The organism is Ligilactobacillus sp. WC1T17 (assembly GCA_900110005.1).
GTDB classification, from domain to species: Bacteria; Bacillota; Bacilli; order Lactobacillales; family Lactobacillaceae; genus Ligilactobacillus; species Ligilactobacillus ruminis_A.
Genome location: FOCC01000001.1, coordinates 51693 through 70237, shown reverse-complemented (window position 1 = coordinate 70237; position 18545 = coordinate 51693). Strand labels below are relative to the sequence as shown.

Sequence of the window (18545 nt, the reverse complement as noted above, 5' to 3'; positions counted from 1 at the left end):
ATGGATATTCGTGAACTTTTAAGAACTGACTTGATGATTATGAATCTCAAGGCAGCTACTAAAGCTGATGTTATTGATGAAATGGTCCACAATCTTTTTGAAAAAGGCGTTATCAATGATGAAGAAGCTTACAAAAAAGACATTTTAAAACGTGAACAAGAAGGCTCAACCGGGATGGGTGATGGTATTGCTATTCCTCACGCCCACAATACAGCTGTTAATGAAGCAGCCGTAATGTTTGCTAAGAGTGAACAAGGTGTTGATTATGATTCACTTGATGGCCAACCAGCACATCTCTTCTTCATGATTGCTGCTCCAGAAGGCGGCGACAACACGCACTTGCAAGCTTTAGCTGCTTTGTCACAAGTGTTGATGAACCCAGACGTTGTAGCTTCATTGAAGAATGCCGATACACCAGAAAAAGTTCAAGCTATCTTTGCTGACGCTGTAGCTAAGAAAGAAGCTGAAAACAAGGCGCAAGAAGAAGCTGAAAAGAAAGCTGCTGTTGCCAGCGACCGCCCATACATTGTCGCTGTTACAGCCTGCCCTAACGGTATTGCCCACACTTACATGGCTGAAGAAAACTTGAAGAAGGCAGCTGCTAAGATGGGTGTTGATATCAAAGTTGAAACAAACGGTTCTGAAGGGGTTAAGCACCTGCTCTCCGACAGCGAAATTGCCCGTGCTAAAGGGGTTGTGATTGCTGCTGATAAGAAAGTCAAGATGGCTCGTTTCAACGGTAAGCACCTTGTTAACCAACCTGTTACCAGTGCGATTAAAGATCCAGAAAGCTTAATCAACCAAATCTTGAACGAAACAGCTCCTGTTTATCAAGCATCTGGTGAAGAAGCTACTGCATCTCAAGAAAGCTCAAACGGTTCTGTTTGGAGCAACATTTATAAGCAACTCATGAACGGTATTTCCCACATGTTGCCATTCGTTATCGGCGGTGGTATCTTGATGGCGATTTCCTTCATCTTCGAAAGCTACACTGCTTCCGGTGCTAAGAACCCAGCCTTCATCTTCTTGAACAGTGCTGGTAATTTGGCTTTTGCCTTCATGGTACCTGTTTTAGCTGCTTACATTGCTGAATCAATCGGCGATCAACCAGCTTTGATGCCTGGCTTTGTCGGTGGCTTCATGGCATCTATTGCCAACTCTTCTTTAGGTGGTTCTTACCATGTTAACTTCATGACTAACTCTACTTCACCAGCCGGCTTCTTAGGCGGTCTTGCTGCCGGTTTCATCGCTGGTTACTTAGTTCTTGGCTTGAAGAAGTTATGCAAAGGCTTGCCACAATCTGTTGCTGGTATGAAGTCCATGCTCATCTACCCAATCTTTGGCTTGTTGCTTATGGCTCTTATCATGTATTATATTGTTAACCCAATCTTCTCTGCAATTAACTTGGGTATCACCAGTTTCCTTAATGGCATGGGTACTGGTAACCTTGTCTTGCTAACTTTAGTTTTGGCTGGTATGATGTCTATCGATATGGGTGGTCCTTTCAACAAGGCTGCTTATGTCTTTGCTTCTGGTGCTTTTGCCAACGATCCTAAGTCAGCTACAGCTGCTATCTTGATGGCTTCTGTTATGGTTGGCGGTATGGTTCCTCCATTTGCTACAGCTTTGGCAACAGTGCTCTTCCCTAAGAAGTTTACTGCCCAAGAACGTCAAGCTGGTGTGACAAACTGGATCTTAGGCTTCTCCTTCATTACTGAAGGTGCTATTCCATTTGCTACAGCCGATCCAGGCCGTGTTATTCCTTCATGTATCATTGGTTCAGCCGTATCCGGTGCTATCGTTGGTTTGATGAAGGTCGGCGTTCCTGCTCCTCACGGCGGTTTCTGGGTAACACCGCTTGCTACTAACATCCCAGGCTACATCATTGCTGTTGTTGCCGGTACAGTTGTAACAGCTGTTATCTTGGGCTTCTGGCGCAAGGATGCTGAATAAATTTGTTTACTACTTTATAATAAAATAATTGCTAAAAAGGCCCCTAAGGTTAACTTAGGGGCTTTTTAGTTTCTTATCTTTGACCAAAGATAAAACCGCCCCGGCAGATTTGCTGGGCGGCTTTGCTTTATTTAATGGATTCGGCCATGATGATGCCAGTGTAAGCACTGTGGGCCTTTAGAGTATAGACAACATTATCTTTTTGCCAAGTCAAGGTTTGGCCGAGCGTTTGGGTAGTAGGATTTGCTTCAAAATAACCAGTCCCAATACTTTGGGGAGCGGGCAGGTAGTGATTTTCCAATAAGCCGGCAATTGTTTGGGCTGGTGTCAAAGGATCTTCGCCGTTAACGACCGAAGCGTGGACGGTCATGGACCAATTGCCTTCGTTCCAATGGAGGTATCTTTGGCCGGCGCCGGAATTGAGGTAACCTTTGATATTGTTGGTCAGCGTGACACTTGGTAGGCCTTGATCATTGGAAGCTTCGCGATAGTTATTAAGGGCGTTTTGGGCTTCTTGGCTCGTATTATAGGTTTTCTTGGAGAATTCCGCATAGGGAATTTGCTTGGTTAAGCCTGAATCGTTTAAGTTATGCGGTGTATAGCTAACGATATATTTGACCGTGAAATTGGCGGTATTTCCTTGATAGGAAACGTTTAGATACCCGGGATCCCCAGTTAAACCGGTCAAACGGGGTAAAAGGACATTGCCGAGTTTAGCGGTTAATTGCTGGTTAAAAGCTTGGAGCCGGGCGTTGTTTGAAGCAAGCGAAGAACTGTCAGTATTACTTGAAGTGCTAGCTGAGCTTGAAGAGGCACTCGAAGAACTGGCACTGGTCGTTTGGTTGCTGACGGAGCTAGCTTTTTTAACAGCCTTTTTTTGAACTTTAGCGGTCTTAGTACTGCTTGAATTAGCAGTTTGATTCTGGCTTTGGCTTTGGCAGCCGACGAGAAGTAAACTGGCCCCTAATAACAAGCCGGAAAGCAATGCGGTTTTTTTCATAAATACCAACCCCTTATAAATAAATGCATAAGCGTTTTCTTTCTTACTAGTATAGCGAAAAAGATTGAATAAATTAGTATGAATTAATGATAAAAAAGCTGGCCTAAAATGGATTAAAGAATAACTTTTTTGAAAACAAATGTGATTTTAGTCCAGAAAAAGGTTGCATTACTTAGGAGCTTTGCTATACTAAAATAGTGAATAATTTTTAAAAAAATTAAAAAAATCCATTAAAAAAGTCCAACTATGCTACAATAAGGGGAGTAACGCTACTTTATTTAAGGAGAATCGTAATGAACGAAAATGCTAGTGGAGAAACAGTAATTGATTTGTCCAGTTTACTGATGGCTTTGAAAAAGAGCTGGGTAAGTATTATTGTTTGGGGAATTGTCGGGTTGTTAGCTTCCTTGGTCGTGTCATTTGTTATTATGACACCTAAGTATAGTTCAACCATTGATATTTTGGTTAACCAAAAGGCTGATAATACGCAGATGCAATATACAGCACAACAGGCTGACTTGCAAGCGATTAATACATATCAAGACGTCTTGAAAAAATCGGTTATCTTAGCCCCCGTCGTCAAAGAAGTGCGGCAAAAAGATAACTATCAGGGTACCGTTGCTTCCTTGCAAGACAATATGACTATCAGCAACCAAACTAATTCACAAGTTATCTCAGTGACCGTCACAGATACGAATGCTTATACAGCCGCTGATTTGGCTAATACCATTGGGGAAGTCTTCTCCCGCAAGATTAAGAAAATGATGAAGGTCGATAACGTGACGGTTGTTACGAAGGCTAAGGCTAATACGAATGCTGTTTCACCTAAAAAGGGTTTGAATGCTTTAATCGGTTTAGCTGTTGGACTTCTGGTCGGGATGGCTTTGGCAATTATCAAGGAAATCACTGATACCACGGTGAAGGATACTGATTTCATTACCAAAGACTTGGGCTTAACGAGTTTAGGAGCCGTTTACCATATCCATTCTAATGAAGATGATTTCGGCCTGGTTAAAGTTATCGATAAGAATGCACAAAACGTCGCCCCGGAAAAACGCCGCCGCGTCTAGGAAGGAGAATGAAGTATGCCATTATTTAGAAAAAAGAAAAAGCATCTTGATACAACTTCAATGGATAAAGGGGTGCGTTTGGTTACTGTTTCCAGGGCTGGTTCAGTTAACACCGAACAATTCAACACCATTCGGACAAATATTGAATTTTCCAGTGCCGATGAGCAATTCAAGTCAATCATGGTAGTGTCATCAATGGCTTCTGAAGGTAAATCAACGATTTCAGCCAACTTAGCCGTCGCTTTTGCCCGTCAAGGCAAAAAGACCCTGCTGGTTGACGCTGACCTGAGACGTCCGACGATTAACGCGACCTTCGGTATTACTGATCCCAGAGGGTTGACGAACTTTTTAACCGAACACGACTTGCCGGCCACAGACATTATTTATCAAACGACAGTGAAAAACTTAAGCGTTATGCCTAGCGGTCCGGTACCGCCTAACCCTTCAGAATTAATCGGTTCCAGAAGAATGGCCGGGTTGATGGCGGGCCTTAGTCAAAGTTATGATATGGTTATCTATGATGCTCCGCCGGTACTTTCTGTAACTGATGCCCAATTGGTAGCCAACCGCGTTGATGGAACGGTGTTGGTTGTGCGTGCCGGCCATACGGAAAAAGAAGCTTTGCGCCAAGCTGTCGGTTTGCTCGAACACAGTAATGCTAAAATCATCGGGACGGTCTTGAATGATGTTAAGCAGGATAACGCGGGCGGTTATTACGGTTACTATGGTTACTATGGTTATTACGGCTACTATGGAAAAGAGGATAAGAAGTAATGCATTTTGACAAGCTGGTTGACTTGCACTGTCATATCTTGCCGGGAATCGACGATGGTTCCGAAAGTCTCGAAAAATCGCTGGCCTTGGCACAAGCGGCTATTGCTGATGGTGTGACGCATATTTTAGCCACGCCGCACCATTTGGACAATCAATACGTTAATCATAAAGCTGATGTCATCAAGCTGTGTGATCAATTTCAGGCAGAACTTGACCGGCAAAAACTTCCGCTGAGCGTATTTGCAGGGCAAGAAGTTCACATTAACGGTGATTTAATTGAGAAATATGATGACTTATTGGGTATTGACGAAGATAAGCATTATATGCTTTTGGAATTTCCGCATGGAGAAGTTCCGGCTTATGCCAAGCGCATGATTTTTGATTTACGTAAAAAAGGCACCACGCCTGTCATTTGTCACCCTGAACGCAACCATGAAATTCAGGAAAATTTAGATTTGCTCTATGAATTCATTGAAAATGGCGCTTTGGCTCAGTTAACGGCAACAAGTTATATCGGCGGCTTTGGCGAGCATGTAGCTGAATTATCACACAAAATGGTGGAACATAACCTGGTCCAGATTATTGCATCGGATGCACATAATCTGCCGGGCCGGAAATTTGTTTTAAGCGAGGCTTTAAATCAGGTTGCCCAAGATTTTGACGCAGCTAAAGCCCAAGCTTTTGAAGCAAATGCAGAAAAATTAATCAATGGCGACTATGTAGCTGCCCATGATTATTCGCCGATTCCGATGAAAAAGAAAAAGAAATTCTTTTTCTTTTAAACAAATAAAGCAGGTCAAGCCTGCTAATACATATTTTTAGAGGGGACACAATGAATTCTTTACAGCGTTACTTACCGCAAGATAAGAAAAAAAGAACTTTAAGTTTACTTATATTTGATATTATTATCAGCTGTCTAGCCAGTTTAGGGGCTGTTTATGTACGTTTTGACATGCGATATGATGTTGTTCCAGATCATTTCTTCATGCATGCCTTGCAATATTTGCCAATCTACATCATATCAGTGGTGCTCATTTTTAAATTTTTTAAACTGTATGATATTTATTGGGGCAGTGCCACAGCTAAAAACTTGCTGACGATTATGGGGGCTACAGCAGTAGTGACGCTGGTGCAATTTTTTGTCATGAGTATTGCACACTTGGATATGCCTTATGGTTATTTTGTGTTGTCCTTTGCCTTTTTGACGGGGGCAGAATGGCTTTTGCGCTTTTCTTTGCGGATTATTAAAGCTTTTTCGGATACCACCGCAAAAGATGATCCGACAATTGTCTTGTATGGTGCTGGTGAAGCAGGCAGTGCTATTTTGCATGAGTTAAAGCACAGCAACCTCACTGAAGGCCGGGTTGTTGCGATTTTAGATGATGACCGTAATAAATGGGGACGATATATCGACGGCATTAAAGTCGAAGGCGGATGCGGCAGCTTAAAGAAAGTACTGCATCAAGTTAAACCGCAATATATCTATTTAGCCATGCCTTCGGCGACACCGACTCAGCGCAAGCAGTTGATTGAAGCAATTCAAGCAACCGAAGCTAAGGTTAAAATTAAAGTTTTGCCTGGGATGTATCAGTTAATCAATGGGGAAATTTCGGTTTCGAAAATGCGCGATGTCGATATCACCGACCTTCTAGGCCGTGAACCAATCAAGGTCAACTTGGATGAAGTGGTCGGCTACTTAAAAGACAAGGTCGTCTTGGTAACCGGCGGGGGCGGATCTATCGGATCAGAACTCTGCCGGCAAATCGCCAACCACCACCCAAAGAAGCTGATTGTTTTTGATATCTATGAAAATAATGTTTATGACCTTCAGCAAGAGCTCAAACGGACTAACCCGGATGTCGATATCGAATACCTGATTGGTTCAGTCAGAAACACCCACCGGGTCGAAGAAATCTTCGCAGATTACCGTCCGCAAATCGTCTTCCACGCCGCAGCCCACAAGCATGTGCCATTGATGGAAGATTCACCAAATGAAGCTATCAAAAATAACGTCTTTGGGACTTATAAGGTAGCGAAAGCCGCCGACAAGTACGCAGCTGAACGTTTTGTTTTAATCTCAACCGATAAGGCGGTCAACCCCACCAACGTCATGGGTGCTTCCAAGCGGATGTGTGAAATGATTGTCCAAATGATGTCCCGCCGCTCTAAGCACACCAACTTCGTGGCGGTCCGCTTCGGTAACGTTTTGGGTTCAAATGGTTCGGTTATCCCGCTCTTCAAAAAGCAGATTGCGCATGGCGGTCCCGTAACAGTTACCCACCCGGATATTATCCGTTACTTCATGACCATTCCAGAAGCAGTATCTTTGGTGCTTCAAGCAGGCGCTTATGCCCGCGGCGGAGAAATCTTCGTCTTAAACATGGGTGATCCGGTTAAGATTCTTGATTTAGCCAAGAACTTAATCCGTTTATCAGGCTTTGAACCAGATGTCGACATCCCAATCAAGTTCACAGGTCTTCGTCCAGGTGAAAAACTCTACGAAGAAATGCTGATGGAAGAAGAAGGTATGAAAGACACACCAAACAAGCTGATTCATATTGGTTCGCCGATTGTCTTTGATGACGACCACTTTGAAAATGAACTCAAAGAGCTTAATGAAGTAAGTCAAGCAGACACCCCAGATATTCGCCGGTACATCAAGAAGATTGTCCCAACCTACGTGATGCCTGAGGAAAGAAAATAAGCGAGGATATCAATGAAAAGTTTACTAATTATCGGTGCCGGTGGTCACGGCAAGGTGGCAGCTGAAATCGCCAAGAATTTACAGTATACTAAGATTGATTTTCTAGATGATGGTAGCTCCGAAGCTATTGGCACGTTCTCGGAGCTGCCATTGTTTGTACCAAAATATGACGCATGCTTTTGCGGAATTGGAAATAATAAATTTCGTAAGCAAATTTTAGGGCAGGTAAAAGCAGCGGGTGGAAAGCTAGCAACCCTAATCCATCCGACAGCCTATGTCAGCCCCTCAGCGGTTATTGGCGAGGGTACGGTCGTTGAACCGAAAGCTGTTGTGAATACCCATAGCCAAGTAGGCAAGGGCTCAATCATAAGTGTCGGCGCAATCGTTGACCACGATACAGTGCTTGGCGATTGCTGCCACATCAATGCCGGGGCAATCGTCAAGGCCGGCGGTCAGGTAGAAGAGTGTAAAAAAGTTGATGCCGGCGAAGTGGTTTTAGGTTTTTAGAAAGATAGGAAGAGGATATGGTAGGAAAAGTAATTCTTGGCATAATAGTCCTAATCTTCTTGATTTTAGCGGTGATTGCCGGAATCAAGAAGGGAGACTCGGTTTATGCCAACCAAAAAGACCAGCAAAACCCGCTTGAAGGGAAGAAAGTAAAGTTTGTTAAAGACGATAACGATAAAGAAAACGCCGACGGTGTCAGGGGACACCTGGAAGCTATCGGGGATTCAGACTATAAGCAAGGCTTTTACGGAAGATACATTAAGCGTTTAGTAGATATCATCGTATCATTTTGCGGTTTGGTAATCTTGTCTCCGGTATTCTTAATCTTAACGATTGCGATTAAGGTTGAAGATCCGGGTCCAGTGTTATTCACTCAAAAAAGAATGGGTAAGGGCAAGCAATACTTCAAACTTCACAAGTTTAGAAGTATGAAGGTTGATACCCCCCACGATACACCAACCCACATGCTGTCCAACCCAGACCAATACATCACCAAGGTAGGTAAGTTCATCCGGGCTCACAGTTTAGATGAACTTCCTCAAATTTGGGATATCTTCATCGGCAACATGGCAATCATCGGACCTCGTCCAGGTCTTTGGAATCAAGATATCCTGACAGCAGAACGCGACAAGTATAACGCTAACGATATCAAGCCAGGCCTGACAGGCTGGGCCCAAATCAACGGCCGTGATGAACTGGAAATCCCCGTCAAAGCAAAGCTGGATGGTGACTACGTCAAGAAGCAAAGCTTCGGCATGGATGTCCGCTGTTTTGTCGGCACCATCAGCAAGGTCGGCCGTGACGACAGTGTCGTAGAAGGCGGAACGGGTACTATGAAATCAAAGGAGAAATAGCATGTTTAAAAAATTAGATAATGCATGTCTCCTGTTTGAAGGAAAAGCAATTAATACCGTTAAAAAAGAAAAATATAAAGTTTTAATTACTGGCAAGAATAGTTTTGTAGGAAAAAATCTGAAAAATTATTTAGAAAAGTATGGTTATGAGGCGGATTTAATTGGAGTTCGTGATGATGCGTGGAAAAAAGCCGATTTTTCTATGTATGATGTCATTTATCATGTAGCGGCCATTGTTCATAAGGGAAACAAGGTAGATGAAGATACATATTATCGTGTGAATACTAATTTAACGATTGAACTCGCTAAAAAAGCAAAGAACCAAGGTGTAAGACATTTCATTTTCATTAGTACTATGAATGTCTACGGACTTACTATCTCAAATGACTCTATTGATTTAGACACACCAGTTAATCCTTTGTCTCCTTACGGAAAAAGCAAATTTCTTGCAGAAGAAAAATTGAGAAAATTACAAGATGCTAATTTTATGATTACTTTTGTGCGCCCCCCAATGATTTATGGTGAAGATGCTCCAGGTAATTTAGGTAAATTAATTAGGTTAGTATCTAAGGTACATATTTTTCCGGCATATAGTAATGAAAGAAGTGCTATTAATATTGAGGGATTGTGTCAAGTAGCTAAATATATTTTAGATGATAATGTAACTGGTGTTGTGCTTTGTCAGGATAACGAATATATGTGTACTTATAAAGTTATTAAAAAATATTGCGACGAACGGAAAATTAAAGTACATTATACGAGAATTTTTAATCAGATTATCAAGTTATTAGTTGGTAAAATAACCGTTTTTTCAAAGGTATTTGGTGATTTGAAGTATGGAAAATAATAATGCAAATAGAGAGCATAAAAAAGTAGCCATCTTAATGTCTACCTACAATGGTGAAAAATATCTAGAGCGACAGATTGATAGTATTTTGAGCCAAAATATTGCATATGATATTGATTTAATAATTAGAGATGATGGGTCTAGTGATGAAACTGTAGATATTTTAAAAAAATATCAAGAAGAAAATAATAATATATACCTGATTTTAGATAAAAATATAGGTGTGGTTAAAAGCTTTTTTGCTTTGCTTGAATATGCGTATAAGAATAATTATGAATACTATTCTTTTAGTGATCAAGATGATTATTGGTTACCAAATAAGGTATCAATAGCGATTAATACGTTAATGGAGTATGACAATGATTATCCGTTACTTTATGGAAATTGTTCGAAATTAGTAGATCAAAATTTGAATGATTTAGGCAGTGTTACACAAACTCAAAGAAGAGAAATAACATTTTATAATACAGCAATTCAGAATTTTTGTCCGGGACATGCACAAGTTATTAATAAGAAATTAGCAGGAATTATATTAGATAGGACTAAGTCTTATGAACAAATATATGTGCATGATTTATGGGTAACGGCATCGGCATCTGTTTGTGGAAAAATAATTTTCGACAATGAACCGCATACGCTATATACAATGCATCAAGATAATGAGCTTGGTTTTGGTAAAAGTAGGATTGATTGGATTAAGCAGCATATTCAGCGTATGCAGAAAAATGAGGCTAAAAAGATGGCTATTCAGTTACAATACTTTGCTGAATGTTATAGTGATGATTTGGATGGAGAAGCCAAGAAGGAGATTGCAAATTTTATTGACTCCCAGAAATCCTTTATGAGAAGAGTAATATATGCTTTAACTACGAAGTTTTATCGGCAAAAGTCAAAGGAAACTTTTATGTTCAAGGTTTTATATGTTCTGGGAAAGTATAATGTAGTGAAAAACTAAAAAGAGGCATAGGATAAGTTTAGTGGCTGCAGTCTTAATAAGTTGAGGTAATGTACTATTTTCTGCCTCTTGCACTTTCCATGATTTGAGATTTGTATACTGAGATAAGCTTTCATTAAAGAAGATTACAGTTAAAGACTCCCATTTATTAACGCATTTTCCTTTATAATATAATGGATTTCAAATTATGGAGGGTTCAAGGGATAGAAAAAGTACGACAATATTTTAATAGGCATTGACAAAACTCGAAGGGTGAGTAGGATTATGACAGACAGATTAATAATTGTTGTTAATGATGTTGCAGCTGCACCGAATGCTGGTGGTGTATTTTCTATTTTGGAAGATTTCTATAAAGATGTGGTTAAAAGCGATACAAAGAATCAATGGTTTTTTTTACTATCAGGTAGATATTTTGAAGAAACAGAAAATGTCAAGATTATTGTAAAAAATGATTTAAAGAAAAGTCGTGTAAAGAAATTTCTATATGAAAGTCTGTACGGTAAAAATGAGATTAATAAACTTAATCCAGATGTGTATATTTCTTTACAGAATATTTCGACAATCGGTGTGAAAGCAAAAAAGAAGATTACATATGTACATACACCAGTTCCTTTTCAAAGAATGAAAAATTATTCGCCATTTAAATCGGGAGAAAGGTCTTTATGGATGTATCAGGATGTTGTTGGTGGGCTAATAAAAAAATCTTTGAAAAAAGAGAGACCAACAATAATTGTACAAACACAATGGATGAAAGAGGAATTATTAAAAAGAAATATAGCTCTAGAAAAAGATGTGATAGTATCCTGGCCCATGGTTCCTAAAACTAATGGTGAGAAGTTTGAGGGAGAAGGTACTGAGTTTTTCTATCCTACTAGCCAGTATCAGTACAAGAATTACCAGCTTATATATGATGCTGTGAACATTCTTCACAACGAAGGAATTAATAATTTTAATGTGGAATTAACATTACCAGAGAATTCGAATGAAAAATTACAGGGAATAACTTTTATTGGACATATAAAACGTGAAGAAGTCTATAAAAAATATACGAAGAAAATCCTTATTTTTCCATCATACATGGAGACTTTTGGATTGCCATTAATTGAAGCTGCAATAAGAGGGGATATTATATATGCAGCAGATACTCCTTTTGGCCATGAGTTGTTAGACGGATATAATAATGTTTACTATTTTAAGTACAATGATGCCAGCACTCTTGCGGATTTAATGAGAAGCTCTATTAATGGAAAAATTGTTTCGGATGGAACTGTGAAAAAACAATCGGATAGTTCTTCAGTTTATAAGTTAATAATGAACTTGATATAAAATGGTTAAGGATTATTTTCTTGACGATTCCCTATATACATATTTTCAAAAAGTGTTATAGATTGCAGAATATTAACATTTTTATATATTGTATAGCATCTTATGATTTTTTAATGTGTATACAAGATATTTATATTTAAGGTAATGTTACAGAAAGTTGTTATTTTTCCGCACAAAATTTTTGATAATCTATTTTCAATATTTATCTGTAATCTCTTCTCCATGTTTTGTTTAAAGTCATAATCGTGTTAATATTGAAAGAGTTATTAGTCAATACGGAAGGAAATAATATACATGAAAAAGAATAATAAAAAAGTACTAGCAGTTCATTTGCCGGCATTTCACGAAATTCCGGAAAATAATGAATGGTGGGGAGATGGTTTTACAGAATGGACAAATGTAAAATCAGGAAAGCCTTTGTATAATGGACACTATCAACCAATTGTACCTATGAATAATAATTATTATGATTTATCAAAAATTAACGATTTAAAGAAGCAAGCAGATATGGCTAGAGCATATGGTGTATATGGCTTTGTATTTTATCATTATTGGTTTGGAAACGGTAGAATGCTTTTTCAAAAACCGGCAGAGATGATTTTAGAAAATATGGATATTAATACTCACTTTTGTTTTGCTTGGGCAAATGGTACATGGTACACAACGTGGCATGGTTTAGATCCCAAGACATTGTTAGAACAAAAATATCCGGGTAAAAGTGATTGGAAAAAACACTTTGAGTATTTTAAAAAGTTCTTTTTGGATGATAGGTATATAAAAGTTGATAATAAGCCAATGTTATATATATATATTGCTAAAAATATCCCAGATTACGATGAGATGATTTCTTATTTTGGAAAACGTTGCCAAGAAATTGGGTTTGATGGTATCTATACCGTTGAGTACATCCATCCTGGAAATAAAGAACTATATTCTGAAAAAAGTGATGCGGTTTATGAATTTGAGCCAAGATATTCCTTGTTTTTTGATGTTTCAAAGCTTCACCTTTTGAAAAGATTTATCACTAAGAAGCGTGAAGAAACAGAATTTGAATCATATGATGGAGTATGGAAAGCAATTCTGAGTAGGGATAGAACATATAAATCAAAGACAATTATTTCAGGTTGCTTTAGTGGTTGGGACAATACTGCTAGAAAGGGTAAAAAAGGATTAATTGTTGAAGGTAAATCTGTGGAAAAATTCAAAAAATATTTTGAACAATTCTATACATCCAAACGTAAAGATATCAGTGATGAATTTTGCGTAATTAATGCTTGGAATGAATGGAGCGAAGGTGCCTACCTTGAACCTGACGATAAAGACGGATACGGTTATCTAGAAGTTATTAGGGATGTAGTTAATAAATACGAAGAAAACTGATATTATGTGTGATGGACGTTTAAAGGAAAAGTTTTGGAAAGGAAATAAGTTCTGGTAAGATGAGTTCCCCCAAAAACATAAATTTCTGTTATGTTTGAGTAAATTTATTGATTATATAATTTTGTTAATGTATCCAGGACTTTTTTATACTGGGAGTACATGCACACCATCTTTTTGGACTCTGTATGCATTATTTGTTGCTATAGGTTATTATTTGGTGGAGAGTGGTTTTGGAGAAGACAGTATATAGCAATTAATTGTCTCAACTATATTTATTATCAAATTATATTTGGAAGTATATTTTGATGTTAAATGTACATCCGATATATTTGGATTAAAAAGTAATATACCAATAATTCCGAGTGTGTTGTTAATAATTTTTGTGAATGCTTTGTGGATGTGCATAATTTTTAAGCTAAAAATAGCAATGTTTGCCTGTTTAATAACAGGTTTGGTAATTTTTATAAGTAGTGCAGGGATAAAAGAATCATTCATAAATTGGACATTAATGCTCTTATATTAGCAACAATTATGCCACAATTAATAAGTAAAGATACGATTTCAGTTGCAAATAATGGTGATTTTGCAAATTTTGAGAACAGAACGATAGAAGAAGTAATAACTTTAACGAGAATTAAACTGTATCTATATATTCCTTATATGTATGTTTATGTTGCTTTGCTGATGTCGGACTATGTGTTGCAAAACAAAGAGTTTATAAGTTTTATGAATATCATATTTGTGACAGAATATAAAAAGCTTGAGTCTTTTCCATATACAATGAGATGCTTCAGTAGGGCTTTTGTAGTAGGTATTTTATGGCCTTATGCATCAGTATTATATATGGCTACTAGAAACTTTTCAGTGAATGAATTGCTAAAATTTATTACGAATGATTTAAAAGGAAAAATAAGTGATGAGACATTGGAAAGCATAGAAAATATAAAATTAACCACTGATGTGGAAAATGTATTTTTTAGAAAGCTTGCAATTGTGATAACTATACTAATAATTATTTTGATTTTAACCATATTAAAAATAGTACAATCTTGAATTAAAGGATAGAAAAGGAATTATTTATATGAAGAAAGTGCAAGTCCTTTTATCAACATATAATGCTGAAAAATATTTAAGAAAACAGCTGGATACGGTATATGCTCAAGAAGGTGTAGAAGTGGAGTTGTTGGTGCGTGATGATGGTTCTTCCGATAGTACCTTAGAAATTTTAAACGAATATCAAAAAGAGAATGCGCTTAAAATTCTTGATGGACCTAATTTAGGTTTTGCCAAAAGTTTTTGGACACTTGTGCAGAATGCTGGTGGTGCTGATTATTACGCGTTCTGTGATCAAGACGATTTGTGGGATAGAGATAAATTGAGTGAGGCAATTTCATCAATTGAAAAGAAACAGCCCTTGATGATTATTCCAATGCTATATACAAGTAACGCTATTGCTGTTAATGATAATTTGGAAGTTATTAAAGAAAACTGTTTTGATTTTAGCGGAGTTCTGTCATATGCAGACTGTTTACAACACTCTGTTTTACCAGGATGTACTTTTGTCTTTAATGATGCTTTGCGTGAGATAGCTAAGCAATACAATGGCAGAATTGTTGCACATGATTTTATAATGTATCAACTTGCTGAAACATTTGGAGAAGTTGTTTATGATGAAAAAGCGCACATTCGATATCGGATACATTCAGGGAATACTATTGGAATAAACTCTCCATTAAAGGAATTTTTTGATAAGGTTAAACGACAGTTTGCAAGAAAAAAATGGCCGAAACGATCAGAAATTGCTAAAGACATTTTGGATACATATGGTGAAAAAATTCCTATTGAAAAAAGAGAAGTTTTGGAGCTTTTTTCTCAAGCAAATCGTGTAAAAAATTGGACAAAAATTCTTAGTTTTAGTGAATATAGAAATGTAGATTTTATTTTGATGATGCTTTTAGGACGAATTTAAGTAACAAGGTAATAATAGATAAATTTATATAATATAAAAAGCTATTGAGTAAATAAATTATAAAATCGCTTTATAGATTGGAGAGTAAAGATTGGATCCATTAATTACAGTAATAATACCGTCGTACAACCGTGCAGAAAAAATTCTTGCTTCAGCTAAGAGTGTATTAAATCAAACATACTCTAATCTAGAACTTATCATTGTTGATGACGGATCAACCGATAACACGGAAGAAGTTTTGAGTCAAATTAATGATTCTAGGTTGCGATATATTTGGCAAGAAAATAGTGGGGCATGTGCTGCAAGAAATAATGGTATTAGACACGCTAATGGTGAATATATTGCATTCAATGATAGTGATGACACTTGGAAAGAAAACAAGTTGGAAAGGCAATTAGAAACTATTCAGAAGACAGGTGCAGATATTGTTTTTTGTAAGTTATCTATACCACAAGCGGATGGTTCTGTAGTTTTACAACCTGCAAAGATTAGAGAAGGTTTTGTAGATTATTCTTCCACAGACTTAGTAGGAATTGGGACACAAACACTTTTTTTTAAAAAAAAAGTATTAATGGATTTTAAATTTGAAGAACGTATACCAAGATTACAAGATTTAGAACTACTGATTAATATTATGAATTCTAAAAAGTACAATTTATATTGTATGAATGAAGGATTACTGGATAATTATGTCATGAGTGATGATTCAATAAGTGTGAATCCCAAGAAGTTATTAGTGGCGCTTGATATTATTGAAAAAAAGTATCCAGATATAAAAGAAGATAGTCCCGTACTTGCAAATGGGTTGGCAGATTTAGTTAAAATCGTTGTTATTGATGAGCTCAAAAAAGGTAATTATGCAACGGCATTACAATATGAAAAGAAATCATTGGGATATATAACTAAGGTTAAAATTTTATATCCAATAGTGTTTTTAGTTGATTGGCTAAAAATTATAAAACGAATGAAGTAATTTATTAAATTTTATTAGCAAATAAACTATATGAAACAGAAGTTGGGAGGTTTTTGTTTGCTAAATCCTTATTATTGGTATGGTATTATTTGGACAGCCGTTATAGTTTTATATGAACTCAAATTTTCAGATTATAATGCAAATTTGAATAGAGGATTATCATTATTTTTTGCCGGAAGCATAATTTTTTCTATAATTTTAGGCTTTATATTTAGAAATTTGTTTAAATACAAAAGTATCAACAGAGATAGAGTAGACGAAATTATTAAAATAAGTCATAGAGTGACAATGCTTTTTGTTGGTATAGGCATATTAGATATGGTGTATAGTAGACAAATTCCACTATTTTCTATTTCATTAGGACAAAGTGCATATGGTGATTTTGATGGTATACCTATACTACATGTTCCTTTTATAAATGGATCGATTTTTATATTGATATATTTATTTTATATATATATTGAGACAAAGAAGCAAATAGTGCTAAGAGATTTAATATCTTTATCAGCTATACTGTTGTTGATGTTTTTGAAGGGTAGTATTATAATGGCACTTTTTGGTATGGCTAATTTATGGTATGCACGAGAAAGAACAATAAAATCTAGTGGAAAAAAAATCTTATCAAATAAGATAAGAAATATATTTTTAATAATAGTAGCGCTGTCATTGGTGATATATTTGAATGGAGTATTAGCAAATATAAGAACCGGTGTTTCATGGAATAATCAAACTCTTATATCTAGTATGGGCCACTTTAACAATAGATGGCCTGCATGGATTCCTAAGCAATTTGGGTGGGCATATCTATACGTAACTAACCCTCTTGCGAATTTAAACCTAATGACAACGTATACGAGTACATTAGTATCGTGGGCAGGAATTATAATTGCAATACTGCCTACAACAGTAAGTAAGAATTTGCTTCCAACATACGTAAATAATACGGGTGGAAATATGCGACTATACTCAGAATCATTAAATGCAAGTACTGGATTTGTTGGACTGGTTAATAATGGTGGAATCAATGGTATGTGGATATTTTTCTTATTAGCAATGTGTATACTTACGCTATGTGTAATGGTAATTAAATTAAAAAACAGTGCATATACGAGTGCAATGAATGCTACATTAAGTATGTTAGTTACTTTCCTTTTTTTCTATGATACTTTCTCTACAGTTATTTGCTCGTGGATATGGTACATAATTATTTTTACATGTTATATAGAAAATACAAAAATAGTGAGCGGTGATTTAAGAATTAAAATATAAAAAATTATATGTACGCATGCGATAAAATCAATGTTGATTAAATTTGGTACTTTTCATCATTGATTATGTGGACAACCGCTTCGGTTCTTTTTAAGGCCGTATTTGTATAGTAAAATTAAGAGACAATCTACAAAGGATGTATTAAATGATAAAAAGATGGATAAAAGAAGTTAGTATAGCAAGAAATTGGCGTAAAAAGAATAATCATAATAAAACTAGAGCTAAATCATTTTTTGATACTAATTCTGTAGAGGTTGGCAAAAATACATATGGTGATTTAAATATTCTTCAATACGATCAAAATGCAACGTTAAAAATTGGCTCTAATGTAAGTATTGCGGGGGGGGGTACAATTTCTTTTAGGTGGTGAACACGATTATGAACGGCTCTCTACTTGGCCTTATCAATCTTTGGTTTACCAGAAAAAAGGGAAATGGACCAGTTATGATACTGTTGTTGAAGATGAAGTATGGATTGGATACGGAAGTACCATTTTAACAGGTGTTACTATTGGTAAAGGAAGTATCATTGGTGCTCGTTCAGTTGTCGCCAAAGATGTTCCGCCATTTTCAGTTTATGTTGGAAATAAGGTTATCAAGCAGCGTTTCAGTCCTGAAATTATTGAAAAGCTGAATAAAATTGACTTCAGTAAGATTGACCATACCAAAGGTGATGCATATGAAAAGTTCTGCATGACTAAGCTTACTGAAGATAATGTTGATGAAGTTATCCAGGCTTTCGTTGGTGATGATCAGGGTTAAAGTAATATGAGAGAAAAGTTTCTACCTAGTCTGATAAGTTATATTGGATTGGTGGAAACTTTGTGTTTATTAGGGAGGTGTAAATTCTATGGTTGTGAATTTTCCAAAAAGCTTGGGATATTCCGTTAGTTGATCAAAAAAATCTTCTTGCAAATATAGATGAAATTATTCAATAAGATTACAATAATCCAAAGTTGCGAGTA

General features: G+C 36.7%; 18 protein-coding genes. 17 read left to right on the top strand and 1 reads right to left on the bottom strand.

Features of this window, described 5'->3' with window-relative positions:
- Positions 1-1953 (top strand): PTS fructose transporter subunit IIABC, encoded by a 1953-nt coding sequence (locus tag BMX26_RS00350; RefSeq protein WP_075529495.1) that lies wholly within the window; start codon positions 1-3, stop codon positions 1951-1953.
- Positions 1954-2080: 127 nt separating this feature from the next.
- Here the strand turns inward: BMX26_RS00350 and BMX26_RS00345 are convergent, their stop codons facing one another.
- Complete coding sequence (locus tag BMX26_RS00345; RefSeq protein ID WP_075529494.1) at positions 2081-2953, bottom strand: hypothetical protein; 873 nt, start codon at positions 2951-2953, stop codon at positions 2081-2083.
- Positions 2954-3246: 293 nt separating this feature from the next.
- Here BMX26_RS00345 and BMX26_RS00340 point away from each other — a divergent pair, with 293 nt between their 5' ends.
- The 16 genes from BMX26_RS00340 to BMX26_RS09840 all read left to right on the top strand — a co-directional run bounded on the left by BMX26_RS00340 (position 3247) and on the right by BMX26_RS09840 (position 18342).
- Positions 3247-4023 (top strand): YveK family protein, encoded by a 777-nt coding sequence (locus tag BMX26_RS00340; protein WP_075529493.1) that lies wholly within the window; start codon positions 3247-3249, stop codon positions 4021-4023.
- Positions 4024-4038: 15 nt separating this feature from the next.
- Positions 4039-4797, top strand: a complete 759-nt coding sequence (locus BMX26_RS00335; RefSeq protein ID WP_075529492.1) for a CpsD/CapB family tyrosine-protein kinase — start codon at positions 4039-4041, stop codon at positions 4795-4797.
- Positions 4797-5579 carry a tyrosine-protein phosphatase gene (locus BMX26_RS00330; RefSeq protein ID WP_075529491.1) on the top strand — a complete coding sequence of 261 codons (783 nt, stop codon included), beginning with the start codon at positions 4797-4799 and terminating at the stop codon, positions 5577-5579. Before BMX26_RS00335 ends, BMX26_RS00330 begins: the two co-directional genes overlap by 1 nt.
- 50 nt (positions 5580-5629) lie before the next feature.
- The gene (locus BMX26_RS00325; RefSeq protein ID WP_075529490.1) at positions 5630-7501 is read left to right on the top strand and encodes a polysaccharide biosynthesis protein; all 1872 of its coding nucleotides are present in this window, start codon (positions 5630-5632) and stop codon (positions 7499-7501) included.
- Between the two features lie 12 nt (positions 7502-7513).
- Complete coding sequence (locus tag BMX26_RS00320; protein WP_075529489.1) at positions 7514-8008, top strand: hypothetical protein; 495 nt, start codon at positions 7514-7516, stop codon at positions 8006-8008.
- Positions 8009-8265: 257 nt separating this feature from the next.
- On the top strand, positions 8266-8862 hold the full coding sequence (locus tag BMX26_RS00315; RefSeq protein WP_412771381.1) for a sugar transferase: 597 nt from the start codon (positions 8266-8268) through the stop codon (positions 8860-8862).
- A gap of 1 nt (position 8863) precedes the next feature.
- Positions 8864-9709 carry an NAD-dependent epimerase/dehydratase family protein gene (locus BMX26_RS00310; RefSeq protein WP_075529488.1) on the top strand — a complete coding sequence of 282 codons (846 nt, stop codon included), beginning with the start codon at positions 8864-8866 and terminating at the stop codon, positions 9707-9709.
- A complete protein-coding gene (locus BMX26_RS00305) occupies positions 9699-10664 on the top strand; it encodes a glycosyltransferase (RefSeq protein WP_075529487.1) in 966 nt (321 codons plus the stop codon). The genes BMX26_RS00310 and BMX26_RS00305 overlap by 11 nt, the downstream gene beginning before the upstream one ends.
- Positions 10665-10928: 264 nt before the next feature.
- Positions 10929-11990 (top strand): glycosyltransferase, encoded by a 1062-nt coding sequence (locus tag BMX26_RS00300; RefSeq protein WP_075529486.1) that lies wholly within the window; start codon positions 10929-10931, stop codon positions 11988-11990.
- A gap of 294 nt (positions 11991-12284) precedes the next feature.
- Positions 12285-13370, top strand: coding sequence for a glycoside hydrolase family 99-like domain-containing protein (locus tag BMX26_RS00295; RefSeq protein ID WP_075529485.1), 1086 nt, complete (start codon positions 12285-12287; stop codon positions 13368-13370).
- A gap of 498 nt (positions 13371-13868) precedes the next feature.
- Positions 13869-14423, top strand: coding sequence for a hypothetical protein (locus tag BMX26_RS00290; RefSeq protein ID WP_075529484.1), 555 nt, complete (start codon positions 13869-13871; stop codon positions 14421-14423).
- 28 nt (positions 14424-14451) lie between these two features.
- Positions 14452-15339 (top strand): glycosyltransferase, encoded by an 888-nt coding sequence (locus tag BMX26_RS00285; RefSeq protein ID WP_075529483.1) that lies wholly within the window; start codon positions 14452-14454, stop codon positions 15337-15339.
- A 91-nt stretch (positions 15340-15430) separates the two neighbouring features.
- Positions 15431-16312, top strand: a complete 882-nt coding sequence (locus tag BMX26_RS00280) for a glycosyltransferase family 2 protein (protein ID WP_075529482.1) — start codon at positions 15431-15433, stop codon at positions 16310-16312.
- A gap of 57 nt (positions 16313-16369) precedes the next feature.
- A complete protein-coding gene (locus BMX26_RS00275; protein ID WP_075529481.1) occupies positions 16370-17581 on the top strand; it encodes a hypothetical protein in 1212 nt (403 codons plus the stop codon).
- Positions 17582-17726: 145 nt separating this feature from the next.
- Positions 17727-17951, top strand: coding sequence for a hypothetical protein (locus BMX26_RS09375; protein WP_082272399.1), 225 nt, complete (start codon positions 17727-17729; stop codon positions 17949-17951).
- A gap of 40 nt (positions 17952-17991) precedes the next feature.
- Positions 17992-18342, top strand: coding sequence for a hypothetical protein (locus tag BMX26_RS09840; protein ID WP_180366040.1), 351 nt, complete (start codon positions 17992-17994; stop codon positions 18340-18342).
- Positions 18343-18545: the final 203 nt, after the last annotated feature.